This window comes from Bacillus sp. SIMBA_154 (genome assembly GCF_046536015.1).
Lineage (GTDB): Bacteria > Bacillota > Bacilli > Bacillales > Bacillaceae > Bacillus > Bacillus pumilus_P.
Map to the genome: position 1 here is coordinate 317,677 of NZ_JAWJBV010000002.1, position 24,987 is coordinate 342,663.

The 24,987-nt window shown below is 40.3% G+C and carries 30 protein-coding genes and 1 pseudogene; 4 read left to right on the forward strand and 27 right to left on the reverse strand.

Features of this window, described 5'->3' with window-relative positions; genetic code table 11:
- Nucleotides 1-127: 127 nt before the first annotated feature.
- Nucleotides 128-403 (forward strand): hypothetical protein, encoded by a 276-nt coding sequence (locus R0K30_RS05020; protein ID WP_230031175.1) that lies wholly within the window; start codon nt 128-130, stop codon nt 401-403.
- A 64-nt stretch (nt 404-467) separates the two neighbouring features.
- Here the strand turns inward: R0K30_RS05020 and lepB are convergent, their stop codons facing one another.
- From lepB to yknW, 8 genes are all read right to left on the reverse strand, one after another.
- Nucleotides 468-1,040: a signal peptidase I gene (gene lepB, locus R0K30_RS05025; protein WP_327925469.1), complete on the reverse strand. Its 573-nt coding sequence runs from the start codon at nt 1,038-1,040 to the stop codon at nt 468-470.
- A gap of 211 nt (nt 1,041-1,251) precedes the next feature.
- Complete coding sequence (locus R0K30_RS05030; protein WP_410609442.1) at nt 1,252-3,144, reverse strand: PTS fructose transporter subunit IIABC; 1,893 nt, start codon at nt 3,142-3,144, stop codon at nt 1,252-1,254.
- Nucleotides 3,145-3,157: 13 nt separating this feature from the next.
- The gene (gene pfkB / locus R0K30_RS05035; protein WP_410609444.1) at nt 3,158-4,069 is read right to left on the reverse strand and encodes a 1-phosphofructokinase; all 912 of its coding nucleotides are present in this window, start codon (nt 4,067-4,069) and stop codon (nt 3,158-3,160) included.
- The gene (locus tag R0K30_RS05040; protein WP_099728748.1) at nt 4,066-4,821 is read right to left on the reverse strand and encodes a DeoR/GlpR family DNA-binding transcription regulator; all 756 of its coding nucleotides are present in this window, start codon (nt 4,819-4,821) and stop codon (nt 4,066-4,068) included. The genes pfkB and R0K30_RS05040 overlap by 4 nt, the downstream gene beginning before the upstream one ends.
- 309 nt (nt 4,822-5,130) lie before the next feature.
- On the reverse strand, nt 5,131-6,324 hold the full coding sequence (locus tag R0K30_RS05045; RefSeq protein WP_410609447.1) for an ABC transporter permease: 1,194 nt from the start codon (nt 6,322-6,324) through the stop codon (nt 5,131-5,133).
- Nucleotides 6,311-7,012 (reverse strand): ABC transporter ATP-binding protein, encoded by a 702-nt coding sequence (locus R0K30_RS05050; RefSeq protein ID WP_249704673.1) that lies wholly within the window; start codon nt 7,010-7,012, stop codon nt 6,311-6,313. Before R0K30_RS05050 ends, R0K30_RS05045 begins: the two co-directional genes overlap by 14 nt.
- Nucleotides 7,009-8,118, reverse strand: coding sequence for an efflux RND transporter periplasmic adaptor subunit (locus tag R0K30_RS05055; RefSeq protein ID WP_099728745.1), 1,110 nt, complete (start codon nt 8,116-8,118; stop codon nt 7,009-7,011). Before R0K30_RS05055 ends, R0K30_RS05050 begins: the two co-directional genes overlap by 4 nt.
- A 9-nt stretch (nt 8,119-8,127) precedes the next feature.
- Complete coding sequence (gene yknW / locus R0K30_RS05060) at nt 8,128-8,754, reverse strand: YknW family membrane protein (protein WP_099728744.1); 627 nt, start codon at nt 8,752-8,754, stop codon at nt 8,128-8,130.
- Nucleotides 8,755-9,271: 517 nt separating this feature from the next.
- Here yknW and R0K30_RS05065 point away from each other — a divergent pair.
- A complete protein-coding gene (locus R0K30_RS05065; RefSeq protein ID WP_099728743.1) occupies nt 9,272-9,649 on the forward strand; it encodes a Rok-like winged helix domain-containing protein in 378 nt (125 codons plus the stop codon).
- 46 nt (nt 9,650-9,695) lie between these two features.
- Here R0K30_RS05065 and moaD read toward each other — a convergent pair whose 3' ends face one another.
- The 6 genes from moaD to R0K30_RS05095 are packed head-to-tail and all read right to left on the reverse strand — an operon-like array spanning nt 9,696 to nt 13,830.
- Complete coding sequence (gene moaD, locus R0K30_RS05070; RefSeq protein WP_041108823.1) at nt 9,696-9,929, reverse strand: molybdopterin converting factor subunit 1; 234 nt, start codon at nt 9,927-9,929, stop codon at nt 9,696-9,698.
- Complete coding sequence (locus tag R0K30_RS05075) at nt 9,922-10,413, reverse strand: molybdenum cofactor biosynthesis protein MoaE (RefSeq protein ID WP_099728742.1); 492 nt, start codon at nt 10,411-10,413, stop codon at nt 9,922-9,924. Before R0K30_RS05075 ends, moaD begins: the two co-directional genes overlap by 8 nt.
- On the reverse strand, nt 10,410-10,934 hold the full coding sequence (gene mobB, locus R0K30_RS05080; protein WP_410609451.1) for a molybdopterin-guanine dinucleotide biosynthesis protein B: 525 nt from the start codon (nt 10,932-10,934) through the stop codon (nt 10,410-10,412). The genes R0K30_RS05075 and mobB overlap by 4 nt, the downstream gene beginning before the upstream one ends.
- Nucleotides 10,916-12,193 (reverse strand): molybdopterin molybdotransferase MoeA, encoded by a 1,278-nt coding sequence (locus tag R0K30_RS05085; RefSeq protein ID WP_410609453.1) that lies wholly within the window; start codon nt 12,191-12,193, stop codon nt 10,916-10,918. The genes mobB and R0K30_RS05085 overlap by 19 nt, the downstream gene beginning before the upstream one ends.
- Before the next feature lie 9 nt (nt 12,194-12,202).
- Nucleotides 12,203-13,219 carry a thiazole biosynthesis adenylyltransferase ThiF gene (locus R0K30_RS05090; protein WP_249704666.1) on the reverse strand — a complete coding sequence of 339 codons (1,017 nt, stop codon included), beginning with the start codon at nt 13,217-13,219 and terminating at the stop codon, nt 12,203-12,205.
- Between the two features lie 29 nt (nt 13,220-13,248).
- A complete protein-coding gene (locus tag R0K30_RS05095) occupies nt 13,249-13,830 on the reverse strand; it encodes a molybdenum cofactor guanylyltransferase (protein ID WP_180275570.1) in 582 nt (193 codons plus the stop codon).
- Between the two features lie 83 nt (nt 13,831-13,913).
- On the opposite strand from R0K30_RS05095, the gene R0K30_RS05100 reads away from it, so the two are divergent.
- Nucleotides 13,914-14,831, forward strand: coding sequence for a coiled-coil domain-containing protein (locus tag R0K30_RS05100; protein WP_410609456.1), 918 nt, complete (start codon nt 13,914-13,916; stop codon nt 14,829-14,831).
- A 63-nt stretch (nt 14,832-14,894) separates the two neighbouring features.
- Here the strand turns inward: R0K30_RS05100 and R0K30_RS05105 are convergent, their stop codons facing one another.
- From R0K30_RS05105 to ahpA, 3 genes are all read right to left on the reverse strand, one after another.
- The gene (locus R0K30_RS05105) at nt 14,895-15,476 is read right to left on the reverse strand and encodes a Rok-like winged helix domain-containing protein (protein WP_099728736.1); all 582 of its coding nucleotides are present in this window, start codon (nt 15,474-15,476) and stop codon (nt 14,895-14,897) included.
- 482 nt (nt 15,477-15,958) lie between these two features.
- Complete coding sequence (locus R0K30_RS05110; protein ID WP_327925459.1) at nt 15,959-16,417, reverse strand: TlpA family protein disulfide reductase; 459 nt, start codon at nt 16,415-16,417, stop codon at nt 15,959-15,961.
- Between the two features lie 279 nt (nt 16,418-16,696).
- Nucleotides 16,697-17,239, reverse strand: coding sequence for a biofilm-specific peroxidase AhpA (gene ahpA, locus R0K30_RS05115; protein ID WP_003211758.1), 543 nt, complete (start codon nt 17,237-17,239; stop codon nt 16,697-16,699).
- Between the two features lie 272 nt (nt 17,240-17,511).
- Between ahpA and R0K30_RS05120 the strand changes: the two are divergent.
- Nucleotides 17,512-18,208 (forward strand): annotated as a pseudogene (locus R0K30_RS05120) (mechanosensitive ion channel family protein).
- A gap of 23 nt (nt 18,209-18,231) precedes the next feature.
- Here R0K30_RS05120 and R0K30_RS05125 read toward each other — a convergent pair.
- From R0K30_RS05125 to abbA, 10 genes are all read right to left on the reverse strand, one after another.
- A complete protein-coding gene (locus R0K30_RS05125) occupies nt 18,232-18,474 on the reverse strand; it encodes a YkuS family protein (protein ID WP_003211408.1) in 243 nt (80 codons plus the stop codon).
- A gap of 50 nt (nt 18,475-18,524) precedes the next feature.
- Nucleotides 18,525-19,703, reverse strand: coding sequence for an N-acetyldiaminopimelate deacetylase (locus R0K30_RS05130; RefSeq protein WP_099728653.1), 1,179 nt, complete (start codon nt 19,701-19,703; stop codon nt 18,525-18,527).
- A 34-nt stretch (nt 19,704-19,737) separates the two neighbouring features.
- Complete coding sequence (gene dapD / locus R0K30_RS05135) at nt 19,738-20,448, reverse strand: 2,3,4,5-tetrahydropyridine-2,6-dicarboxylate N-acetyltransferase (RefSeq protein WP_099728654.1); 711 nt, start codon at nt 20,446-20,448, stop codon at nt 19,738-19,740.
- A gap of 109 nt (nt 20,449-20,557) precedes the next feature.
- Nucleotides 20,558-20,983 carry a flavodoxin gene (locus R0K30_RS05140; protein WP_230031185.1) on the reverse strand — a complete coding sequence of 142 codons (426 nt, stop codon included), beginning with the start codon at nt 20,981-20,983 and terminating at the stop codon, nt 20,558-20,560.
- A 49-nt stretch (nt 20,984-21,032) separates the two neighbouring features.
- On the reverse strand, nt 21,033-21,926 hold the full coding sequence (locus R0K30_RS05145) for a WD40/YVTN/BNR-like repeat-containing protein (RefSeq protein WP_410609667.1): 894 nt from the start codon (nt 21,924-21,926) through the stop codon (nt 21,033-21,035).
- Nucleotides 21,916-22,392 carry a flavodoxin gene (locus tag R0K30_RS05150; RefSeq protein WP_099728657.1) on the reverse strand — a complete coding sequence of 159 codons (477 nt, stop codon included), beginning with the start codon at nt 22,390-22,392 and terminating at the stop codon, nt 21,916-21,918. The genes R0K30_RS05145 and R0K30_RS05150 overlap by 11 nt, the downstream gene beginning before the upstream one ends.
- A gap of 182 nt (nt 22,393-22,574) precedes the next feature.
- The gene (locus tag R0K30_RS05155) at nt 22,575-23,000 is read right to left on the reverse strand and encodes a DUF4275 family protein (protein ID WP_410609460.1); all 426 of its coding nucleotides are present in this window, start codon (nt 22,998-23,000) and stop codon (nt 22,575-22,577) included.
- Between the two features lie 119 nt (nt 23,001-23,119).
- Nucleotides 23,120-24,001 (reverse strand): transcriptional regulator CcpC, encoded by an 882-nt coding sequence (gene ccpC / locus R0K30_RS05160; RefSeq protein ID WP_099728658.1) that lies wholly within the window; start codon nt 23,999-24,001, stop codon nt 23,120-23,122.
- 97 nt (nt 24,002-24,098) lie between these two features.
- Entirely contained in the window at nt 24,099-24,542 is a 444-nt protein-coding gene (gene cbpB, locus R0K30_RS05165; RefSeq protein ID WP_034281593.1) for a cyclic-di-AMP-binding protein CbpB, read from the reverse strand.
- A 146-nt stretch (nt 24,543-24,688) separates the two neighbouring features.
- Complete coding sequence (abbA, locus tag R0K30_RS05170) at nt 24,689-24,880, reverse strand: antirepressor AbbA (RefSeq protein ID WP_003210802.1); 192 nt, start codon at nt 24,878-24,880, stop codon at nt 24,689-24,691.
- Nucleotides 24,881-24,987 lie beyond the last annotated feature (107 nt).

Consider the following 24,987-nt stretch of genomic DNA (forward strand, 5'->3'; position numbering starts at 1 on the left):
ACTCATTCATCATTATGAAGTATAACATGAATAACGTTTGATAGAAACGTCTCTCTCTCAGAACAAAGGCTTTTTGTCCATTATGGTATAATAAGTTGGAATGATTTGTTGAAGGAGTTCATGCAATTTGAGATTACTCACACTCATGGAATACTGTTTATTGATTTTCTTTATGGGCATTTATTTATCTGCAACAGGATTTAACGCGAAGCACTTTGGTCTTTATATTGGGCTTGTTCTCATTTACACTCTGGTCCACCTCTTTTCCAAACGCTTTTTACAAAAGCGGGGAAAAGAAAATCAAAAGATCGGATTGTTTCGATCCGTTTTAGCCATCACCGGGTCTGTGTTCGCTTCTGTTTTGGCCATTGTGATCATTGTCACGATGCTCACGCCAAATTAAAAACGACCCTTCTTTTAAAGGTCGTCCATTCAAGCACCTTTCTCACGCCTTGAGAAGGGTGCTTTTATTGTGTTTGTCGAATGTCACCAAATGGGAAGAAAACAAATTCTGATGTCCCGACAATACGATCCTTTTCAATGAGTCCAAGTCCATTTCGGCTGTCCATGGAATTAAGTCTGTTGTCACCCATCACAAAGTAATCGTTTTTCGGTACTTTCACCGGACCAAAATCCCCTGTCAAATGCACCTCATACTCTTTCGCATGCACCTTGTTCTCTTTTAAATAAGGCTCATTTACTTTTTTGCCATTAATGTAAAGGGTATCATCCTTCATTTCAATCGTGTCGCCTGGAAGGCCGATCAATCGTTTTACATAATGAATTTTCTGACCATCTTTTCCATTTATAATGACGATGTCACCGCGTTTGACACCACCGAGATAGTTAATGGTTTTGTTTACAAACAGCTTTTCCCCGTCATGAAGGGTTGGGTCCATTGACTCTCCTTCCACCACATACGGCTCAAATATGAACGTACGGATGAGAAAGACAAGTGCAAGTGCAATCAAAATGGCTTTGATCCATTCAAACAGTGAACTTTTCTTCTCTGTTTTGGCTTGCTTCGCATCAGATTGAATGTCATTTTCGTTTTGTTTGTTTTCTTCGTTCAAAATACTGCTTCCTCCTAAGGCTTTCTGCTAAAAGACTTGAAACGTGAATTGAATAACTTTACTTTATCACATGTCAATTAAAAATTCACAAGACAACCATCCATTTAGCTATTTTTTCCTAATTTGTTGATCATTAAACAAAAAGAAGCACCGCTCTTCACGATGCTTCTCTTCTGAATTACGCTTCTTGTTTGACTGGTTTTTTCAAAATACCAAGTAAAAGCGCTGTGACAACAGCACCGATTAAGATGCTGATGATATAAAGAACCGGATGATTTGTTACCCAGAAAACGAATAGTCCGCCGTGTGGTGCAGGAAGCGTGACTCTAAAGAATTCCGTTAATCCGCCAGCAACTGCTGCGCCAACGACGGCTGAAGGAATCACGCGCAGAGGATCTGCCGCTGCAAACGGAATCGCCCCTTCGGTGATGAAAGCGGCCCCCATGAAGTAGCATGTAATACCTGCTTCGCGGTCACGTTTTGAGAATTTATTTCTAAAGATCGTTGTCGCAAGAGCAATACCTAGTGGTGGAACCATTCCGCCTGCCATAATAGCAGCATGCGGTGCATAGTTGCCAGCAGCAATCATAGCAAGACCAAATGTGTAAGCCGCTTTGTTAATTGGGCCACCCATATCAATCGCCATCATACCAGCTAAAATAATGCCCATTAGTACAAGGTTTCCAGTACCTAGTGATTCAAGCCAGTGTGTTAATCCGTCCATCACCATTTTAACTGGTGTATTGACAATATAATGCATGATAATGCCTGTAAAGAAAATACCGAACAATGGATACAGCAGAACCGGTTTAATGCCATCGAGCGACTGCGGTACGATTGTGAATACTTTTTTCAAGAGCACCACGATGTAACCAGCAAGGAAACCAGCAATTAGTCCGCCTAAGAATCCAGCACCTGCAGCAGAGGCCATAAATCCACCGACCATACCTGGCGCAAAACCTGGACGGTCTGCAATACTCATGGCGATAAATCCAGCTAATACAGCAACGATTAAGGCAAGCGCATTATCTCCGCCAATTCCTTTTAATACAGCTGCAAATGAATTGAAGGAAGGGTCATTAGGATCCGCCGACTTAATACCCCAGAAGAATGAAATCGCAACGAGGATACCGCCTCCAACAACAAATGGAAGCATGTTGCTTACGCCGCTCATTAAGTGCTTATAAAATCCACTTCTTCCGATGCCTGATGATTCATTTTCGTCTTTTGAAGAACCTCCGCCTGAACCTTTATAAATCGGTGCATCCTGATTGATTGCTTTTTCGATCAATTCCTGCGGGCGGCGAATTCCAGCTGTCACAGGTACTTCAATGACATGTTTGCCTTTAAAGCGTTCCATTTCGACTTGCTTATCCGCTGCCACAATGATGGCTGGCGCTTCTTCAATTTCTTTTGCTGTAAGGGCATGTTTAATTCCACTAGAGCCGTTTGTCTCAACTTTAATGTCAACGCCCATTTCTTTTGCTTTTTCTTTCAAAGCATCTGCCGCCATAAATGTATGCGCAATGCCCGTTGGACAAGCTGTTACCGCTAAGATCTTAGCAGGTTTTCCTGATGCTGCCGGTTCTTCTATAACTTCCTCTTCTTCTTCATCGTCTTGATCATGCGTATTGATGATGTCGATGATTTCATCTTCAGTAGCCGCTTCGAGCAGCTGCTTTCGGATTTCTTCGCGCATGAGAAGTGTTGATAAACGAGAAAGTGCTTCTAAATGCGTGTTGTTTGCGCCTTCAGTTGCTGCAATCATAAAGACTAGATGACTTGGCTGTCCGTCTAGTGATTCATAGTCTACACCAGCAGTCGAGCGGCCAAATGCAATGGCAGGTTCTTTCACACTTGATGTTTTAGCGTGCGGAATCGCAATTCCTTCGCCAATACCAGTAGAGCTCTGTTTTTCACGATTGATGACAGCTTCTTTGTAGCCTTCTTTATCATTTAATTTACCTGCTGTATCTAATACAGTCACCAGCTCTTCAATCACTGCTTCTTTCTGCTGGCTATCTAATTGAAGCTTAATCGTATGCTTCGTGAGTAGTTCTGTAATTTTCATGATGACTCCTCCTTTAAATGCGTGTGACTTTTACTTGTGGTAGTAGTGTGTCGACAAGCTCTTTTGTTCCAAGTTCCTCAGAAAACGCTGTAGCGCTTCCTGATGTAACACCAAGCTTAAATGACTCTTCAATGGAAAGACCTTTAGAAACGCCGGCTAAAAATCCTGCAACGACTGAATCTCCTGCACCAACTGAGTTGATGAGTGTACCCTTCGGAACATTCGACTGATAGACCCCTTCTTTACTGAACAAAAGGGCTCCGTCTCCTGCCATGGATACGATGACATGTTCAGCACCTTGGTCTAACAGCTTTTTCCCATAAGGGATGGCTTCTGCCGCTGATGAAATACTCGTCTCAAACATTTCACCTAACTCATGATGGTTTGGTTTCATTAAGAACGGTTTCATATGTGCTGCTTTTTTTAACGCTTCCCCAGAAATATCAAGGACAACTCTTACACCTTGCTGCTCACAAACTTCAGCAATACGCTCATAAGTGTTATGAGGTAATGAAGAAGGAATGCTGCCAGCTAATACAACGACATCTCCTTCAGTCAATGAAGTAAATTGGGATAGAAACGACTCAAATTGCACTTCCGTAATAGTTGGACCCAGTCCGTTGATTTCTGTTTCTTCACCAGTTTTTAGTTTCACATTGATTCGTGTATCTTCTGACACCTCGTGAAAGGCTGTTTGTAATTGTTCATTTTGTAAAAAGTTTTGAATATATGTGCCTGTAAATCCGCCAATGAATCCAAGTACTTTTGATTCAACACCGTGACGTTTTAAAAGCCTTGAGACATTGATTCCTTTACCACCTGGATATTTTTTGTCATAGGTTGAACGATTTAAATCGCCGACAGCAAAATCCTCCACGTGTACGATGTAATCAACTGATGGATTTAAAGTAACTGTATAAATCATGTTTTCACTACCTTTATAACCGTTTTTTCATGGTAATTATCGAATGAATCCTCTTTTGCATCGTTTGTGATAATGGTCGCTTCCTGTAAACTAGCAAAGGCTGAAAACGATATTTCGCCAAACTTTGAGGCATCTGATAAGATATAGGTTTTTTTCGCCTGCTTCATGGCTCTTTTTTTCATGAGCGCTTCCTCTGGATCAGGTGTTGTAAACCCCGCCTCGGGATGAATGCCGTTCGTCCCAACAAAACTTTTGTCAAAACGGTAATTTTCCATCGCTGTCAAAGCTGCGGCCCCCACCATGGCTCCTGTTCGATGCTTTACTGATCCGCCTATCAGGTAAAAAGAAATCCCTTTTCTCATGAGTGCTTCAATGTGCATAACACCGTTTGTCACCACAACAATATCTTGATCTGGATCGATATATTCAATCATTTGCTGTGTTGTCGTACCAGCATCTAAATAAATACAATCGCCTTGTTTTAAAAGTGAAGCAGCTGCCTCTGCAATCAATGACTTTTCTTGAAGGTTTTTGGCAGATTTCTCATATACATCTGGTTCAAGACGGATACTTGATATCTTGGCTGCTCCCCCATGAACTCTTTTGAGGAATCCTTTTTCTTCAAGGGCTGATAAATCTCTTCTGATTGTAGATTCCGACGCATCCGTCATAATCGTTAAGTCCTGTATTTTGATGACATCATTTTCTTCTAAACAGTCGATAATGAGTTGATGTCTTTCCGGTGTTAACATGAAAACACCCCCTTTTGAAAACGTATTCATTTTGCGCGCACCTTTATTGTAATCGCTTTTTTCAACATTATCAATACAAAACAATCAAATACATTCAATAACTATCAAAATCTTTCACCATGGTCATCTTACCTTTATATGTACCATTTGTAAACTGAAAAATATGTGACATTAAGATGAAAGTCATGGTATTAGCATTTCTATCATTTTTCATTTCATTCAATGGAACTAAAAAAAGCTTTTATGCGATTTGCATAAAAGCTTCAGATGGTGAAGTCACACTATTTGCTGCTCTTTTTCTTCTCAGTATTATTCATACCTGAGCGATTCAATAGGATCAAGTCTTGCTGCTTTATTCGCAGGGATTAACCCAAAAATAATCCCAATGAGCATACTAAACAGTACACCTCCACACACCACTTGCCACGACACAAGAGACGGCCAGCCGGCAAATAGTGACACTAGCGAGGCACCGCCTAAGCCAAGTGCGATCCCCATCAACCCGCCGATGAGTGTTAAAACAACAGACTCGATTAAAAACTGAACGAGTATTTGAGCCCTGGTTGCCCCAAGCGCCTTTCGAATACCGATTTCCCTTGTCCTCTCTGTCACAGAAACGAGCATAATATTCATGACACCGATGCCGCCGACAAGTAAGGAGATACCGGCAATTGAGCCAATGATCGTTGTCATAACAGACGTAATTTGGCCGATGCCTGCAGCTATTTCTTCCATATTGATCATTTCGTAAGCGTCTTCTGTATGGTGATTTTCATTTAATAAAGCAGCGGCGTTTTTCCCTACTTCCTTCATTTGGTCAGCATGCGCTACTTGAATAGACAACTTATCATATTCATTTAAACCAAATGTTGAGGTGAGCATCGCAAATGGGACATATATTTCATTCATATCAAATGAAAACATTCCTTTCTGTTTTGCTAAAACACCGATGACTTCAACAGGCTGTCCGTTCATCCAAATCATCTCGCCTAATGCCTTTTGTCCATGAAACAGTTCTTTTTTTACACCTCCTGAGATGATAGCTGCTCTTCTGCCGCTTCTAAAGTCAATATCTTTTAAATCCTGTCCTTCTGCTATTTGAAGTGAATGCACATTCATATAACCTTCATTCATACCATTAACTGTAGCATCAACTGTCGTATCTTGAAATCTCAATTGCATTCCTTGTGCAGTCGAGGAGGCGACCTGTTTCACCCCATCGATTGTCTTAATGCTTTGTATGTCTTCTTCAGTAAATACGGCTTCAAATAAGGCATTTGGATTCGCATTTAACTCTTCATCAGAAGGCGTATACGTCATATCAATGGTATTGTTTGGCCCTGAAATCGATTCTTTCAACATTTGCTCACCGCCTTGACCGATGGCAACGACTGCAATCACCGACCCAACACCAATAATAATCCCAAGCATCGTTAAAATAGAACGTAATTTATGAGCTAAAACAGAATTCAGCGCTATTTTGATATTTTCAAAGAGTTTCATTCATAGCGTCCCCTTGCTTCCAACTATCTTCAACAAGGCGGCCATCTCTCACAACGACCGTCCGGTTTGTATATGCAGCTATTTCTTCTTCATGAGTCACAAGCACAATCGTTGTCCCTTCCTCATTCAGCTGTGTAAACTGTTCCATAATTGAGAAGCTTGTTTTTGAGTCAAGAGCGCCTGTCGGTTCATCCGCTAAGATAAGCTGAGGCTCATTGACAATCGCACGTGCAATCGCCACCCTTTGCTTTTGACCTCCTGACAACTCACTTGGCATATGTTTCATTCGATCTGCCAAACCAACCTTTTGAAGTGCAATTTCCGCACGTTCTTTTCTTTCCTTTTGACCGATACCAGCGTAAATCATCGGGAGTTCAACATTTTTCCTCGCATTTAATCTAGGCAGCAAATGAAATTGCTGAAAAACAAACCCAATGGATTGATTTCGAATCACTGCGAGCTCTTGATCCTTTGCTGCTGACAGCTCTGTTCCTTGAAAATGATATTGCCCTGAGGTTGGGCGGTCTAAACAGCCAATGATATTCATTAACGTCGACTTCCCAGAGCCGGACGGCCCCATAATCGACATATACTCGCCCTTTTCAATGACAAGGTCAATCTCACTTAATACATCAAATGTTTCTTGTGCGACCTCATAGCTTTTTGTCACGTTTGAAAGCTGAATCATTCAGCATTCACTTCCATTCCGTCATACATGTCATCAGATGGATTTGCAATGATTTGATCGGCTGTTGTTAAACCTTTTGTTACTTCAAGAACATGACCTGACGTTTCCCCCAGGCCTACTTTTACTTTTTTCAGTACATTCTTCTCAACAACATAAACGTATTGTTGTCCATCATTTTCTTTTTTTACTGCTGTTTCAGGAATCGTTTGCGCTTGGCGCTTGTCTGTTTCAATTTCCATGATCATTTTAAAACCTGGTTTTGCCTCAGGTTTTTTTCCCTTTATTTCTATTTCAACTGGATATTGAACAGTTTGATTGCCATCAGTTGTATCGGATGCTGCCCGTGCAGGAACAGCCCCTACTTTTTTCACGACTCCTTGCCAGCTTTTTCCGCGAATGACATCAGATGTTACCTTTACTTTTTGTTTCTTTTTAATTTTTATGGCATCATACTCAGAGATCAAACCTCGCACGATCATTTTTTTCTCATTGCCAATATGGATGATCGGCTGTCTCTCTTCTAGCTTCCCTGCTCCAGCCTCTTGCTCAATGGTTATGACTGTTCCTTCAATTTTACTATGTATCGTTAAATCTTCTAACTGTGCTTTTACTTTTTCTTGGTTAAGCTCAGCTTGTTTTTGCTCTAATTCAGCTGCTTTCAGTTCTAATTCAAGCTGATCTCGCTCGTTTTTGGAATTGGAGCCAGACTCACCTGCTTGTTTTTTATCTAATTCACTGAGCCTATTTTGCAGTTGTTCGCGTTTTAGTGTACTTGATTCAGCCGCTAGTGCTTGCTGCTGCTCTTCAAGCTCCAGTTCCTTATTTTCATATGTAAGGAGCGGCGTTCCAGCCTTTACCTTTTCACCTTCTTTAACAGCAATTTCATTTAGTTTTCCCTTTTCCTCTTCTACATAAATGAATTGCTCTTCAGAGAATGAAAGTGTTCCAGGTGTCATCACAGTAGATGTTATTTCTTTTGGCGTGAGTTTGACTGTTTTAAATGCTGCTGTAGAAGCAGGCTTTGATTGATTTTTCGCAATGTTAAATCCAATAAATAGACCAATCACAATGATAAAAATTGATCCGATGATGATTTTCTTTCTCATAAAGACATTCTACCCCCAGCTTACTGACATGTTGATTGTGGTTCCTACATATTGAAAAATGAAAGATAGTACATAAAAGACTCCTATCATCATCCAAGAAATTCTCGGCGATATACGGCCGACTTGGATCAATAAAAAGCCTGTTAAAACAAGATTCCAGATCACAAATAGATCGAAATTGGCTAACACAGCATGCCATGGACCAGAGACTTGAATCAGTGCGTTTAATGATGTAACAGTGATATCTTTTGGAACATGGAAAAGGATGACCGCCAAATGAGAAATAATCGTTCCAATGATCGTAATTGGTGTAATAAACAGTACCGCTGAAAACAGCTGCTGAAACGAAGCATCACCTTTTGCTAAAAATACGATGAACCTATATATGGCAGCATTGATGACAATCCCAAGTATTAGACCAATGAGTGTGACCACATAAACAACGGGTATCGGCAAACTTAAATCTGCCCACATTCCTGCATTCACCAGCTCAGACAAATAAGTGATAATGACTGTTAAAACAAGCACACAGCATAAAGGCCGCCAAACGACCGGATTTTCCCACACTCTTTTCAGGTGCTCTGTTGGTCTTGTGCTCACTCCTATGATCGTGGGCTTTTGCCTTTTTTCTTTCATCAAATGTCATCCTCTCTATGTCAGGCAAGTATGAAATGCACATTCACGCTCTTGTTCTTTCTATTTTATCAAAAGATTGCCAATAAGTAATAGAACATTTGATTTTCTTATTTTCATAGAGGAAGGACTATTTCTATTATTCTATTTTCACGAACGACATCCTCCAAATGACACCATGACCAGACGATATTCATATCAAAAAACGCTGATTTTACTTACCTAAAAACATTTTATCAAATAAACAACATGCCTATCGGAATAAATATCCTTTTCCTTTGGATTCGGATGGTCACAGGTAGACACACCAATTTTTTGTTAAAATAATCCTAGTAATTTCGACAAATCTCGGCTTTATAGGACTATGATTGGTTTCTTTTACAGAACAACAGAGACTTTAGTATCAATACTTTCATATTAAAAAAATAAAAATAAAGGGATTTTACTTGATCAAACGTTATTTTTTCATATAATGTAAAATAGAGGTAGGTTAAATGATAGTGGAAATGGAGTCAAGTGAATGTTAAGAGAAAAATTGAAAATGCAATTGATTTTACTTTATGAAAAGGAACAAGAAGCATGGCAATACTTTCGAAAGGAAAGGGAACAGATTTATCATGAGCTCAAATTACTTGATATGAAAGAAAGCAGACCCTCTAATGACAAAATATACTACGCTGCAAGATGTGTAGATATTATTAAAGAGAAAAAGGGAAGCATTGTGAGCACAAAAGAATTAAAAGAACAGCTTCAAGCCCAAACAGATTTTAATGTGAGACGAATCAGCGAATTGTATGATCTCATCCAGCAGCTCGACCCTCACATTTCTAAAGCACGAAGGGGATGTTTTATTTACGAAGATCATACCCAAGTACCTCTACAAGCTTTTCACACATAAAAAATTGGTTACAGCCGCTGGCCATAACCAAATCCTCTAATAACTATTATCCACCACTTACAGGAGGAATGAGTGCAACAGTGTCCCCGCTACGCACTTCAGCATTTTCCCTCGTATATATTTCGTTGACTGCAACCATCACGTTTTGTGCAGCATCAACACCATATACCTCCTGTAATTCTAATTTAATCTCATCAACCGTTGTTTGATCTTTTTGAATGATGATTTGTTGTTTACCGGCCTTCTCAGCAAGGCCGGCGAACAATAATACGTTAATCATGCCGATCACCTTCTTTTTCGTTCAGTTGAAGATCGCTAGGTTTTCCTTCTGGATAAGAAACCGTTTCAAGCTGATCACCTATCCAGGCCTCTCCGTCTTCCCAGTATTCTTTTTTCCAAATTGGAACGATTTCCTTGATTCGTTCAATAGCATATTCATTGGCTTCGTATGCGGCCTTCCTATGAGGAGACGAAACGGCTATCGCGACAGCAATGTCAGATATCTCAAGTGTCCCAATACGATGCATAATGGCGACTTCAGTATCAGGCCATTGCTTCTTGATTTCTTGTCCAATTTGACTTAGCATGCTTTCGGCCATTGGTATGTATGCTTCATAGGTTAAACGCAATGTTTTTTTGCCATTTGTCCACTCTCTGACCGTCCCGATAAACGTCGTAATAGCTCCTGCCTTTCGTCTTGTCACATGCTGAATCAATTCATTCACATCAATTGGCCCTTTTGTTATTTTAAAAAGTTCATTCAACCAAGGCTGCCCCCCTTCAATAAGTTAAAAGCACATGTCACCCCGCGCTTTTCAAAGGCTGAAAACACAGGAAACGAGTAATTTTCGGTTAGCTGAAACGCTTGAGAAAAATAAATGGCTGCTTGTATATTGGAGAGTGTTGAAAGATCGATAAGCTCCTGTTCATTCTTTACGCAAACGATTTTGCGATAAGGCGCCTGTTTGTATCCCTCTATCAGGACGGCGTCTAACGGGAGATGTTCACACATAATGAGCAATTGTTCTAACGTCATGTGCTGCATTGAAAAGTGACATTCACCTTCTCCTTCGACACCTGCGGCAAATGCACCCGCTTGAACATATCGATCGGTATCTTTTTCTTTAAAAAGACGATCTGGTTTCCCTCCATGTCCATGATGTTTAAAGCAGCCTAGCTTAAGCCCCTCATGTTCAGCCAGCTGACATAACTTTTCGATCAGTTTGGTCTTGCCGCTATTTTGATAGCCAACCACCTGTAATATGCTTAATTTGGCATCCAGCATGGAGAGCCACCACCTTCGTGCTGAAACAGCAGAACATTGACCTGATCACCTGCTTGAAAACCTCTTGTTCCCCCAGGCAAAGCGATGAAACAGTTGGCATCAGCAATAGAAGTCACCGCACTTGATTTATCAAGACCAGTTGGCGTCACACTCAGCTGGCTGCCAGTGAATTGAAGTGCTGCTCTGACAAATCGAGTAAAAGGATTGGCCTTTGGAAAATCATGTGTCAGCTCCGCCAAAGCAAAAGAAGGATATGGATTTTCTTTCAAGCACCATCTATAGATGATCGGTTTCACAAATAATTCAAATCCAACAAAACAGGCAGCTGGATTTCCTGACAGCCCAAACAGTAATTGACCATTTGGCAACGCAGCAACGGTCGTCACACTGCCCGGTCTCATGGCCACTTTATTAAACAAAACCTCTGCACCTAGCTTTTCATAAATAGCAGGCAGAAAGTCAAAATCACCCACTGACACACCGCCTGTTGTGATGAGCATGTCTACCTTGCTCAAGGCTGCTTTTACTGCATGATAGCTTTGATCGAAATCATCGGATACACCACCTAAATCAAGCGGCTCTCCTCCGGCTTCAAAAATCTGCGCAAAGACCATACTGAGATTACTGTTTCTGATTTTGCCGTCCATCATTGCATCACTTACCTGTAGAAGCTCTGTGCCTGTTGAGATAATGCCGATGACCGGCTTTTTGACAACTGGCACCACTGCATATCCGAACGTCGCCAGGATGGCAGTAACGCCTGGGGTCACTTTTGTTCCTTTTTTGACCATCACTTTCCCTTTGAGCGTCTCTTCTCCTTGACGAGAAATATTATGTCCCTTTTGAAGCGGCCTTTTTAACGACATAAAAGGTTTCCTGTCTTTTTCGAAGGTCTTTGTGAGTTCGATCATGATGACGACATTTGCTCCATCTGGAATCTTTGCACCTGTCATGATACGAATGGCTTGAAATGGGCCAATGGTTTTTGGTGAGACCATTCCTGCCCCAATATGATCAATGACCTCAAATTCAATCGGATGCTCGCTTGATGCTTCTTTTGTATCTTCTGCCCGAAGTGCAAAGCCATCATACGGAGATCGATCAAAGGCAGGAACATCATGGTCTGCCACAATATCCTCTGCAATGAACCTCCCAAGGCTATTCTTTAAAGGGAGCCATTCTACTTCTCCATGCTTTTGATATTGGTTGATTTTTTTCATGGCCTCTTCTACTGGAATTGGCTGTCGTCTTTCCATCACGTCTCACTCCTATACGCCTAGCAGTCTTGCTAGTAATGAATTTGCTACTTTTTCATCATTTGTCCCATGGATTAATGCACGTCCTCCTTTGAAACAGACAATACGGTATGTTTCATAGCGTACATGGATTAAAAAATCATTCACTTCCACCTCACAAATAGAGGACAGACGTTCTTTTAAATGCTCAAATGATAGATTCGTTAAATCCTTTGACACGATTTGAACTGTGTCCCGCCCGCAAAGGACCGTCGCTTTTTTACGCTGATCGTGTAAATATGGGTAGGTTCTTTTCGTGCCGCAAGATGGACAGTCCTGCTGCTTAGTACGAGATAAATCCATTTTAAACGATGTGGACTGCCATAGATCAAATGTGACAAACTTCCGCTCGATTTGATCTTCATGCCCAGTTAAATATTTTAGTGCTTCTGTTTGCTGATAAGCAGAGACCATTTGAACAGCAGGTGAAATAATCCCCGCTGTATCACACGTCAGACCACCAACAGGCATCGCTGTGAAAACACATGATAAACAAGGCGTTTTATTCGGCAGTATGGTCATATACATCCCTTGACTGCTCACACAGGCGCCATATATCCACGGCGTCTTCGTTTCTAGTGATAAATCATTCATCACCATTCTTGTCTCAAAATTATCTGTCGCATCAATGACGATATCCGCTCTCTGAAATAATGGTCTTAACAGCTCGGCCCCAGCATCTTCAATAAGGGCGTGTATGGTCACTTCATGATTGATCTCTTGGAGACGTTTTTTTGACGCAATCGCTTTTGGCACATGCGCCTTTGCATCATGTTCTGTATAGAGCTGCTGACGCTGTAAATTTGAGAACTCTACATAATCACGATCTATCATTGTCAAAGTGCCGATTCCAGACCGGACAAGCCCTTCAGCAGATGCCGTTCCAAGTGCACCAGCTCCAACGATCAGGACATGACTTTCAGCCAATGCCTGCTGGCCTTTTTCCCCTACCGGAGGGAACAAAATTTGTCTTGAATATCGCTCCTTCAATGCTGTTCTCTCCTCACCGTTTTTATGTATCATATCATACCGTTTTCAGGTAAATCGCTTCTTTTATTGATATTGTGAAATTCGTTTGATGTCACGTTTAGTTCGTCCTCTGGAACAACGCGCACCTTAAGCTTATGAAGCAAGTCTTTAATCGCTAATTGTTTCTCTTTTAAACACGCGTGAATAAACGGAAGACAGCGGCGGTGATAAAGCGCAAACAAAGGTTGTAACCTGCCCTGCACAAGCGGGACAACGGCATCTGTATGCTCGTTGCAATAGGACGATAATGCCTCGGCTGTCTCTTTTCGTATGAAAGGCATATCACATGCAGTCACCAAATACCAGTCTGCATCTTGCTTTTGCATAGCGGTATATATGCCGGCAAGCGGCCCGCACCCGCGCATCTGTTCATCATCTAACCAGACAGCTTGTTCACCTCTTGCTTCGAAAAAAGGCAGAAGCACTGGATGACTGATGATGATGGTTTGTCCATCCAATAGCTGCTTTTTAACATGCTCATACAGTGGTTTCCCTTGATACATATGACTTGCCTTTGGTTCTCCAAAACGTCTGGAAGCTCCTCCAGCTAATATCACATTCACTACGCTCATCATCTCATCCCCTTTGATATGGTTGTTCTAATTACACTCATTTCGCATACTTTATTGGTAACATGAATAAGGAGGGTCTACCTATGAACCGGCGCCATGCTTCTCCCCTATTCCATGATCTGTCTCAAGAGAATTTATATTTAAAAGCTGAAACTGCCAAATATCAACAAAAGATTTCTGATTTACAGTCCACATATACGTATTCTAAAAATAAGAAGTTAACTCAAGAATATCATGAGATGAAAAAGGATTTCACTGAATTAAAACAACAATTGGATGAAATGACCATTGATCAAGACGATGCTGCATCTAAAATACAGGATCTCTCCTATAGTAAATCGGAATTATTACATAAAATGGTCCTTCTCCATGAGATGCTGCAAAAGGAAACCTATCATAGAAGAAAAGAAACAGAAGAAAAGCACCGGCTGCATTTGAAAGTTGTAAAATATAAGGAAATCTCTCAACAATTAAATGAACGGTTACAGGATCAAGATCAGCTGCTTTCAAAAGAGGAGAAAAAAGGGAATACATTATCAGCTGTGATTGAAAAGCTGCAGCAAACACTAAACGATAAAAACGCAGAGCTCCATTTATTACAGGAAGGCGTCAGGCATCTTCAGGAGCGTTTTTATGAAACACAAGAAAAATTACTGCAAATTGAAAAGGCAAAGGAAGCGATTTTTTATGAAGCGCTCACAAGCTATCAAAAACAGTTAGCAGAAAGTGAGGAATGGATCGCATCTCATTTTGCTGATATTGACCAGTCAGCTCAAACAAATCCACAGCCATTCTCACGAGACACCATCCTGCAAACAACGGAAGAAATTGAACCTATTTTGAAAAAACTAAATGAACAAGTTCAAACACTCCAGGCACAAGTCGATGCGGTGCAGCGTAATGGAGAAGTCATGACAGTGAAGATCGACGGATTCAAGAAACAGCATGATCACATGCCTAAAGAACGAAAGGTTGTCTATACAGTTGATCAAAAGAAGTGATCAGCTCATGATGTAAGAAATAAAAAAACTGCCGGCTTTTACGCCCAGCAGTTTCTTTTTTATTTATTCGTCTTCTGTTTGAATATCGCCTTCTAAAATATACTGTCCGCGATAAGGCTTCTTCACTTCAGGGTACATTTTAATTAAGCTTTGCATAAACGTGGTCATATTTGGGATTTCAAGACCGCTCTCTTTTTCAATCTCTTTTTGAAGCTCTGAGCTTTTAATTGCCGCATTATGACGCTTTAACGTTTTGATCGCAGCTTCACGAAGCTTAGCTGCCTTTGAACCAGGTCGAGCTGTGCCTCTTCTGCGTCTTGTAGATCCTTCAGGAATACCTACAGGTGCACCGTTTAGCTGACCTGTTCCTAAAGGTGATGTAGCGTTTGATTGTGATTGTGCCGGCTGCTGGTAGCTTCTCATTTCTTGTGCAGCTAGCTCAGCTAATACAGGCAATGAATCCGTCTTTCTCTCTGTACGCACTTCTTTTTTTGTATCTGCCACTAGACCTGTTCCTTGACGGTCTAATTCTCTTAATTTTGCATAAATCGCATCTCGTTCAATTTGATATTCACGAATGACCTTCACTTCTGCTTCATTTAGTTGTTCCAATCGTAAACGTAACGCTTCCCTCTCATTAAACAATGGATTTCCCCCTCATCATATAAAAAATATTCTATAGTAAATATTAGATTAGAAAACTAATTTTATCAACTATTTTTTTATCATTTTACAATTTGCTATCAGGTAGGTATTTTCAACTAAAATTTTGCCAAAGAGGAAAAATCGGCACCCATTTCACTGCCACTATAGGCTTTTGACAAACTTTAAAATATTGTAAAAAATTTGAATAAATGCTTATACTACTTGATTTATATAGTTATTTACCAAACTGAAATTTCTTTTGTGCAAAAACGTTCTGAATAGTAAAAAGTTAAAATCTTTACATTTTCATTTCAAAATAAAAATGTAAATAGGTCGTAATACCTTTTTGTTTCAGGGATATTTTTTAATAAACTCCCTCATTTTCTCTTTTCTTAGGAAAGACACCTACATGAACAGTCCATCCTGTGCAATCTGTCGCCTATTTTTGCCCATGAAAAAACCCCCATTCATGGGGGGAAAGCCTATTCTGCAGTCTTTTCAGACTCAGAAAGAACTCGATTGACACGTTTTTCAAGCATTTTCATACCGCTTCCGCCAGCTTGGAAGTGACGTAAAGCACCTGTTTTATCAAATACATAATACGCAGGTACATATTCGTTTTCAAAGGCTTCTGTTAATTGATGATCACTGTCCACAAAGATTGGCTGAGTGATTTCATGCTCTTTTGCAACCTCTTTGATTTTTTCTAGATCGAGATCATCCTCTGAACGCGGCATATGCACAGCCACAACGTTTAGTTGATCCTTGTATTCATCACGGAATTGATTGACTTGAGGCATTGCCTCTTTACAAAGATGACAGCTAACTGACCAGAAATGAATCAATGTTGGTTTATCACCAATTAGATCTTCTTTTGTTACTTCTCCATTTAACCACTCTTTTGCACCAGTTAGTTCTGGCATTGGTTGACGTAATTTCATTATGAAGCGCCTCCATCCATTGTATGTGTCGAAACAAAAAGGTCTAACATCAGTTAGACCCCAGCGTGTAGACAAACCCTCGCATTCGGTGTCAGTACTGCGTGCCGGTGCTCACGAATGTCACATTCGCTCTGCTCCGGTACTCGTCCTTCCTAGACTGCAAAGGTTTTCTATCACGCTGAAAAGAAGACAAAGGGCTAAAATAAAGTTCATTTTAGCCCTTTGTCAACAATCTGAGGTCTAACATCAGTTAGACCCTCCTGTTTCTTCAGCTATCAATTAAAGTGTTTTTTGACCAGGCTTCCAGTTCGCTGGGCAAAGTCCACCAGTTTGTAATGCTTGAAGAACACGTAATGTCTCATCTACATCACGACCGATATTGTTGTGGAATACTGTTTGATATTGAAGTTCGCCTTCTGGGTTAATGATGAATAGACCGCGAAGTGCAATTCCTTCTTCTTCAATTAAAACGCCGTATTCTCTAGATACTGTGTGGTTTGTGTCAGCAGCTAGCGGGTATTTTAATTCACCTAGACCATTGTCTTTACGATCTGTGTTGATCCAAGCAAGATGGGTATGGATTGTATCAGTAGATACACCAATGATTTCTGCATCTAAGTCTTCAAACTCATCATAACGATCGCTCATTGCTGTAATTTCAGTTGGGCAAACAAATGTGAAATCCATTGGATAGAAGAAAAGAACTGTCCATTTGTCATTCTTCATGTTTTCCTCTAAACTTACTTTACCAAATTCCTTGTTAGCAAGTACTGCTTCCATTTCAAAACGTGGAGCTTGTTTTCCTACAAAACGCTCTGCCATATGTAAATCCCTCCATAAAATAATATCTTTATACAGACTTCTTAGCTGTATATAAAATGAGAATCAAAAGATGAAATTCTCATTTAGTTAATAACTTCACAAATATAATTATAATACTTAAGCGATTTTTAGTCAATATTAATTAATAATAAATTTAATTAACGATTCGTCACAATCTCTCGCTCCAACTAACAAAAGTTTAACATGACTTGCACGAAGGAACAAATGATTAGCTTCTCTTTTAGAGCATACATAGAAAGATTTTGAAGATCATAACAGCATTTGAACAAGAAGATTGGGTTTCCATCATCCTCAATAGCAGTATAATTTCGCTAAAATTAATCGCTATTTTTTTGATTTATTTTATCATCAGAGTTATAGGAAACAAGATGATTAAGCGTGCCTATTCAACATTCTCTGAGAAGCATGAAGTCTCTTTATCAAGAGCTCAGTCGCTGCAAAGTCTTACGTTAAATATCTTCGCCTACTTATTGATTTTTATTCTAGTTGTCATGATCCTCGACTTATTTCATTATAATCCGACTGCTTTGCTAGCTGGAGCAGGTGTTGTTGGGCTTGCAATCGGTTTTGGTGCACAGGGTCTAGTAAGTGATATTGTGACAGGATTTTTTATTCTATTAGAAAAACAATTTGATGTAGGTGAGTATATCACGGTTGCAGGCTTTGATGGCATCGTAGAACAAATCGGACTTAGAACTACACAGCTTCGAAGCTTTGATGGCACCCTTCATTTCATTCCAAATCGAAGCATACTGAATGTTAGTAACCATTCAAGAGGGACCATGACCTCAAGTGGTCGGAGTGGAGGCGTTCGGTTCGTCTTCCCTCGTGCTGCGTCTCATTGCGAAAACCGAAACAATGGAGCAGTGGCGGGTAGAACGAATCTTGCGCAAAAAAATGAAAGAAGTACTCGATATAGAGAAAAAGCAAAAAGAACCGGGTTCATAATCTACCGGTTCTTTTTGCTTGCTTTATTGAACACGCTGTTCTACTTCTTGACAAATTTCATCAGCCGTCATACCTGACGCTGTAATGACGGATGCCTTTGTCGTTGTGTCTGAAATGCCAAGAACATTTGAATCTAGTCCTGTCACCACATAGCAGTCACACTGATCCATTTGTTGTTCATTTTGAATACGTACGACGTCATACCCTTTTTGCTTCAAAAGTTCTTCTACATCGGATAAAGATGGTTCTACACCAATTCTTGTCATAATCAAGAACACCTCCTGGTCATAAGGTGTACAGGAGGAAGCACGATTATTCATTCACCCGCTTGCTTTTTAAAATAAGCCGTCATGACATTTACAGCCGTTTCGATGGCCTTTTCATCAGGCATGAGTTTTGCATGGTGCAGACCATATTCTGAATCTACCCCTAACCAAAACATGAAGCCAGGATATTTTTTCAGCATGTAGCCAAAATCTTCTCCTGTCATGGCTTCTCTACATTCAATTACATTCGCAAGCCCTTCTTTGGCTACATATGACATAAATTCTTCTGTCAGGTCCTTTGAATTATCCACTTCGTAATAAGATGAAGGGTATCGAACTGTTGCCTTGCATTCGTAGCCAATTTCAATTCCTTTTGCTAGCGCTTCAATTCGCTTTCTCACCTTTTCCATAGACTCTGGTGAGAGCGTGCGAATGGTTCCGTCAAGTTTGGCATGGTGAGCAATGATATTTTGAGCAGTTCCTCCCGTAATCGTTCCGACTGTAATCACTGCACTATCAAGTGGATCGACATTACGAGAAATGACAGATTGCAGCTGACCTACAAGTGCACTTGCAGCGACAACCATATCATTCGCTAAATGAGGGTAAGCGGCATGTCCGCCTTTTCCTTCAAGATCGATCACAAGTTCACTCGTATTGGCAAATAATAGCCCAGGCTTTGTTGCAATCGTTCCGACTGGATACTCAGGTGCAATATGCAGCGCTGTAATAAAGTCTGGCGTCCACTTTTTCAAAACATCACTTGCAAGCATCGGTTCAGCTCCGCCTGGCCCTTCTTCTGCTGGTTGAAAAATAAATAGGATATCTTCTTTGATTGGCTGGTGAACGAAATAATCAATGATACCAAGGGCAATGGTCATATGAAGGTCATGTCCACATGCATGCATTTTCCCTTCATGCACAGATTGAAATGGATACCCAGTTTCCTCAGGAATAGATAAACCGTCCATATCTGCACGATAAGCAAATACGCGCGCGGGATTTGTTCCCTTCACTTTCACAAAAAGTCCAGTCCGCCATGTTTCAATCTCTACTCGATCCTTTGAATACGTGCCGAGATGCTTGATGAGATACGCTTGTGTTTTAAATTCTTGGAAACCAAGCTCGGGAATTTGGTGTAAATCTCTTCGAATGGATATTAATTGCTCACGATTTAACAAGTGAACTCGCTTCCTTTCCACTATACGAATAAGACGTGGATATATCATCCACGTCTATGTCTTCTGCTGCGAATTGTATGAATTAAAGCTGACGCAGTTCTTGTTTAATTTCAGTCTTACCTTTTGTTTTTTCATCAATGTCTTTGATTTTCTTAGCAGGTGTACCTGCTACAACTGTGTAAGGCTCAACATCGTTGACAACGATCGCACCAGCTGCTACAACCGCTCCTTTACCAATTGTCACGCCTTCTAAAACAACAGCGTTCGCGCCGATGACAACATCATCTTCTACGACGACTGGTTTAGCAGATGGCGGCTCAATAACACCCGCAAGAACAGATCCAGCACCGATATGACAGTTCTTACCTACTGTCGCGCGGCCGCCAAGCACCACGTTCATGTCAATCATCGTACCTTCACCGATCACAGAACCGATATTAATAGAAGCACCCATCATGATGACTGCATTATCACCGATTTCAACTTGATCACGAATGATTGCACCCGGTTCAATACGTGCTTTAATGTTTTTCAAGTCTAACATAGGAATCGCAGAGTTGCGGCGGTCATTTTCCACAACAACATCTTCAATTTTGTCTTTGTTTGATGCTAGAGCTTCTTGGATTTCACTCCACTCACCGAAGACAACACCTGTGTTGCCCGTGATGAACGTTTTTGCCTGTTCACCAAATTCAATATCTTTTAAGTCACCTTTGATATAGACTTTAACAGGTGTTGATTTTGTACTATTTTGAATAAATGAAATAATTTCATTAGCGTCCATTTGTTTCATGTATGTATGTCCTCCTCTTAATTTATACTTCATTACTGTATCAAAGGAGAGTTTTAATGACAAGTGAAAGAGTTGACTCTTCAATGGAAAATAAAACAAGCGGGCCCGATTATCCCACTTCTTGCTGGTGAAGTTGAATAAATTGTTTGCCAAAAGAAATCAATTCCTCTTCTTCGTCTCCTTCTGGATTCAGCTCAATTTTGACTGATGGCAGGACAATATCACCGCCGAGATCCTTCACTTTTTCTTCGATTAAGTCAACAGCTCCACAAAAATGCTCATACGATGTATCTCCGGAACCGAATACAGCAAACGCTTTTCCGGTTAAATCAAGCTCTTCCATTTCTTCATATAAATCAATAAAGTCATCTGGAAGATCACCATCTCCCCATGTATACGCACCTAACATAATGTGCGAGTAATCATTCAGAAGCTCGGCATCAATATCCATCGCTTCATGCCGGTCGACGCTAGCTCCTGCATCCTTTAATCCTTTTTCAATTAAATCTGCCATTGCTTCTGTGTTCCCAGACATCGTGGCATACACCAATAAAACCTTTTCTGTCACTTTTTCTTCCTCCTTATCAATGAATCAGCGCAGGCTCCTCATAAGGCCTGACAAACTTGCTTTCATATAAACCCGCGCAGAAAAAATTTTCGTTTTGATTGGCTACACGAAAACCGTGTCCTTTGATCGTATCAAACCATTTGAGCTCTTTTTGCTCTATATCAAGCTGATACACTTTAGAAAACCCGTGTTCGTCTTGCGAGGTGGTCACATACACAATGCCATTATCCTCTGACACATCCAAAAACGATTCTTCTCTAGCGAAGGCCTGTGATTGAATATCATGTAGAATATTTGTATGTAAGTCTAGAATTTGAACTGATCCTTTCTTGCCTTTTTTTGAGCCTAACGCACAGACAAGAAGATGTTCCTCATAGAACAGCATAGAAGCTGTCATTCGATGCTCTTCTCTGTTTAGTAGAAAAATCTGTTCACTCTGCAAGTCATACACCCATATTCCTCCATGAACCTCATGAATCTGTGTTCCAATATAAAGGTGATCACCTGCAACACATAACGAACGAATCACTGGAGGCTGATTCACATGAGCAAACGGCTTCATAATTTCCCAGGAAATCCCGAAATCGGCTGACACATAAATACTGTGTTTTCCATGTGCGCACACAAAACCATCTTTGCGCCCTGTAATAGACCAAACAACTGCATTTGTTGGAAATGATGATAGCGCCCACGTATTGCCCTCATCTCCTGACCTGATCACTGTTCCATTTTCACCAACGCCAAATAAATAAGGCCCAATATAGCTGATGGCATGAATTTTATGCTTGAGCTTAAACAGCTGCTGCCACCCGCTCTCAACACTGTAGTGGAAAATACCTTCTCGTTTTACCGCGACAAAGTATCCACCACTTTTAGATGCAGCAACGGCCGTTGCACCTTTATGAAACATGATTTTCAACTCGTTTCTCCGACAAAGAGGCCCACGTTAAAAAGCTGGTGGCAAATTCCTGACAGCACGCCACATCCTCATCTGTATCTGGCGCAAGCTCCATTTTCAATGTTTCAGGAAATACGGATGCACCTGTTGATTTCAGCATGTCATGGAATGTATGAACAGCCTCGCAAAACTTCGGATAACTGTAATCACCAGATCCGAATACAGCCGCTTTGATGTCACTAAGTTCAAGAGTAGAGACCTCTTCATAAAAATCCTCTGCTTCATAAGGTAAATCTCCATCACCCCAAGTATAGGAACCGATCAATACATAATCGTATGAAGAAAGATCCTCTGCACTCGTATCATCAAATTCCATCATCTCTGTATCTATCCCTTTTCCTTGAAATGTTTGCTTTAAGATTGCTGCCATATCTTCCGTATTGCCAGACATACTCGCAAATGCAATTAGTGCTTTCATCTATTGGTCACCTCATCTAAATGATAATCATTTTCAATTATTATATGTACACTTTAAATGATAATGATTTTCATTGTCAAATGTTTTTATGAATAAGCGTTGTTCAAGATAAAAAGAACCCACATAAAAAACCGCTCATTCCAATTGGAAGGCGGTTCTAAAATGATCAGGATATCATAGCTTTATGATTCACTCGTTTTATGTTTCTGAATAAAATATGGACCGCAATCGGTTTCGTGCGTCATCACAAATGTCCAATTTCCCTCCCAATCCATGACATACATATCGCTGTAATCCATATCACCATCTTTATATGGTAATTCATTCATTGAGAGTGCACTAGCGTTTTCAAGAAGATATGCTTCGTCCACAAATTGATAAAAAACTGTACATTTATGCTTTGTTTGATGAAGAAATGCGTTTATCGCTTCCTCTTTTTCAAGGCATGCAACCTTTCTCCAGCTGCATAAGTGCCATAGAAAACCATCTATCCCGATCTCTTTTTGTTCTTCTAATGAAAGATGGCTTGCAAAACGTTCACGCCATCTCCCTCGTAAATATTTTCCCCACTTCGGTATGTCAATCTTTCTTCTTTGTTTATTTCTCATCATTTGATCCAGCTTTCTGCTTTTTTCGTAGTATGATAAATAGGCGAATCTATCAGAAATTGAATTCAACCAAGAACGTTCACTTATCCTAAAAAAGCACCTCCTCTTCCAGAAGGTACTTACACTGCATCACTTTCAAGCATTTCTTTCACTACACCAACAAATGCTTGAACCTGTTTTAACTGAAAAGATGCTTCATAGCCTAAAAGCCATGTGTCACGTCCAATTTGCTCTCCATTTACATCAACGAGCGGGGTTTTATGAACACTTTTTTCGTGGTCATATAAGGTGACAGAAGGCAAAATGGCATAGCCGATGCCATGATAAGCCATTTGTTTACATGTCTCAATTTGGTCCACAAGAATCGTCTGCTTTGGGGAAACTTTAAATTTTTGGTGCCACCAGTGCTGGATTTCCTGATAATAGGTGCTGTCGCTTTTAAATTGAATAAACGGCCGTTCTGTCTCAATTAACTCATCCACGTCCTTGATCACGGAATCAACTAAATATAAATGATCAGTCATCAAATATTCCTTTGTCCCCTTCCAATCAGGGTTTCCGCGAATAATGCCAATGTGCACATGGTCTTCATACAAGCTTTTGAGCATTTCACTACTCCAGCCGGTAACAAGTGATACTTTGGCATTTGGATATTTTTCGACATACCGCTTTAACACCTTTGGCAGCCAGTGCTGTCCAATAATGGACGCAACTGCAAGCTTGAGTGTGCCATGAATTTCTCCTTCAAGCTCATCGATTCTCTCTCTCACTCGATCTTGCTCCGTCGTGACCTCTTTTGCAAACTGGATAATCTGTTCACCTGCTGAAGTCACGGTCAGCCCTTTTTGTGAACGAAAAAAGATTTTAGTTCCCCATTCCTTTTCGATCGTTTGCAACCTTTGAGATAATGCAGGCTGAGAGACAAAGAGCCTCTCCGAAGCCTTTCTCATATTCAATTCTTCACTTAGCACAACAAGCATATGTAACTCTTGAAGCTGCATGGGCGTCCCCTCTCCCTCTATAAGTTTTTCTTATTCCATATGATCATTATATAAATTTTAACTTATGAAGGCAAAAAAAAATAAGCTGGGCTGCAGCTCATTTTTTCGCGGAATGAATGACCTCATTTAAGCGCTTTAATACAACACGTCGAGTAAAAATCCCTTCAAATACTTGCTCCTCATTTTCTACACAAACAAATCCATTATTCGTCACAGCGTGAACGCCTTTTAGCACAGGATCAGTTGTTTTGAGTCTTGGAATATCCGTTAACATGACCTCTTCTACCTTCAACTGGTCCAGTTTCTCGAATTCAATTCGTTCTAAACCAAAAATTTTATCCATGATCATATTCGTTCCGATTAACCCGTGTAGATGATAAGAAGCATCTAATACTGGTATGGCTGTATATCCTGTTTTTGTCAAGACCAATAGGGCATGCTCAAGATTATTTCCAATTTGAACATGTGCCACTTTATCTGCATCAATCATATGCTCCGCTACTGTTGACTCAAGCAATTGAGTCGGTTCTATCTCTATCATGTTTCTTCGACCCCTTTTCTCTCGATCATCAATCATACATTCCCCTTTAATATTAAGCATAAACTAAAACGAAATTTGTCGAAAGATTTTTTCTGCATAAAAAAGATACTCAGCCCTCGAGTATCTAATAGAATGTTAAACCAATATTAATTCTCAAACCTTACTCTGTCATACAATGTGATCAATTGCTTATACGTATTGTCGTCGACATTTTTTGTCCCACATTCTATATCATTGATCTCACTGCTTAGTAATTCGACAGCATATTCCTGATTCAGCAATACGTTTAATAATAGCTTTTTCTCTTCTTCATTAAAACGATTTTCGATGACGCTCATTCAACATCAGGCCCCCTGTTTCATATATGCTTTTATATTGATTAGCAGGCTTTTGAATGTCTGCTTCCTCTCTATACAGCTAGAATAAGGAACTAGAATCGAATCGT

What these genes read in the sequence shown, in the direction of transcription:
- R0K30_RS05030 (WP_410609442.1), bottom strand. Translation starts at nt 3,144, where the DNA reads ATGAAAATTACAGAACTACTCACGAAGCATACGATTAAGCTTCAATTA.
- pfkB (WP_410609444.1), bottom strand. Translation starts at nt 4,069, where the DNA reads ATGATTTATACAGTTACTTTAAATCCATCAGTTGATTACATCGTACAC.
- R0K30_RS05040 (WP_099728748.1), bottom strand. Translation starts at nt 4,821, where the DNA reads ATGTTAACACCGGAAAGACATCAACTCATTATCGACTGTTTAGAAGAA.
- R0K30_RS05045 (WP_410609447.1), bottom strand. Translation starts at nt 6,324, where the DNA reads ATGAAACTCTTTGAAAATATCAAAATAGCGCTGAATTCTGTTTTAGCT.
- R0K30_RS05050 (WP_249704673.1), bottom strand. Translation starts at nt 7,012, where the DNA reads ATGATTCAGCTTTCAAACGTGACAAAAAGCTATGAGGTCGCACAAGAA.
- R0K30_RS05055 (WP_099728745.1), bottom strand. Translation starts at nt 8,118, where the DNA reads ATGAGAAAGAAAATCATCATCGGATCAATTTTTATCATTGTGATTGGT.
- yknW (WP_099728744.1), bottom strand. Translation starts at nt 8,754, where the DNA reads ATGAAAGAAAAAAGGCAAAAGCCCACGATCATAGGAGTGAGCACAAGA.
- R0K30_RS05065 (WP_099728743.1), top strand. Translation starts at nt 9,272, where the DNA reads ATGTTAAGAGAAAAATTGAAAATGCAATTGATTTTACTTTATGAAAAG.
- moaD (WP_041108823.1), bottom strand. Translation starts at nt 9,929, where the DNA reads ATGATTAACGTATTATTGTTCGCCGGCCTTGCTGAGAAGGCCGGTAAA.
- mobB (WP_410609451.1), bottom strand. Translation starts at nt 10,934, where the DNA reads ATGCTGGATGCCAAATTAAGCATATTACAGGTGGTTGGCTATCAAAAT.
- R0K30_RS05095 (WP_180275570.1), bottom strand. Translation starts at nt 13,830, where the DNA reads ATGAGCGTAGTGAATGTGATATTAGCTGGAGGAGCTTCCAGACGTTTT.
- R0K30_RS05100 (WP_410609456.1), top strand. Translation starts at nt 13,914, where the DNA reads ATGAACCGGCGCCATGCTTCTCCCCTATTCCATGATCTGTCTCAAGAG.
- R0K30_RS05110 (WP_327925459.1), bottom strand. Translation starts at nt 16,417, where the DNA reads ATGAAATTACGTCAACCAATGCCAGAACTAACTGGTGCAAAAGAGTGG.
- ahpA (WP_003211758.1), bottom strand. Translation starts at nt 17,239, where the DNA reads ATGGCAGAGCGTTTTGTAGGAAAACAAGCTCCACGTTTTGAAATGGAA.
- R0K30_RS05125 (WP_003211408.1), bottom strand. Translation starts at nt 18,474, where the DNA reads ATGACAAGAATTGGTGTAGAACCATCTTTATCCGATGTAGAAGAACTT.
- R0K30_RS05130 (WP_099728653.1), bottom strand. Translation starts at nt 19,703, where the DNA reads ATGATATATCCACGTCTTATTCGTATAGTGGAAAGGAAGCGAGTTCAC.
- dapD (WP_099728654.1), bottom strand. Translation starts at nt 20,448, where the DNA reads ATGAAACAAATGGACGCTAATGAAATTATTTCATTTATTCAAAATAGT.
- R0K30_RS05140 (WP_230031185.1), bottom strand. Translation starts at nt 20,983, where the DNA reads ATGTCTGGGAACACAGAAGCAATGGCAGATTTAATTGAAAAAGGATTA.
- R0K30_RS05145 (WP_410609667.1), bottom strand. Translation starts at nt 21,926, where the DNA reads ATGTTTCATAAAGGTGCAACGGCCGTTGCTGCATCTAAAAGTGGTGGA.
- R0K30_RS05150 (WP_099728657.1), bottom strand. Translation starts at nt 22,392, where the DNA reads ATGAAAGCACTAATTGCATTTGCGAGTATGTCTGGCAATACGGAAGAT.
- R0K30_RS05155 (WP_410609460.1), bottom strand. Translation starts at nt 23,000, where the DNA reads ATGAGAAATAAACAAAGAAGAAAGATTGACATACCGAAGTGGGGAAAA.
- ccpC (WP_099728658.1), bottom strand. Translation starts at nt 24,001, where the DNA reads ATGCAGCTTCAAGAGTTACATATGCTTGTTGTGCTAAGTGAAGAATTG.
- cbpB (WP_034281593.1), bottom strand. Translation starts at nt 24,542, where the DNA reads ATGATAGAGATAGAACCGACTCAATTGCTTGAGTCAACAGTAGCGGAG.
- abbA (WP_003210802.1), bottom strand. Translation starts at nt 24,880, where the DNA reads ATGAGCGTCATCGAAAATCGTTTTAATGAAGAAGAGAAAAAGCTATTA.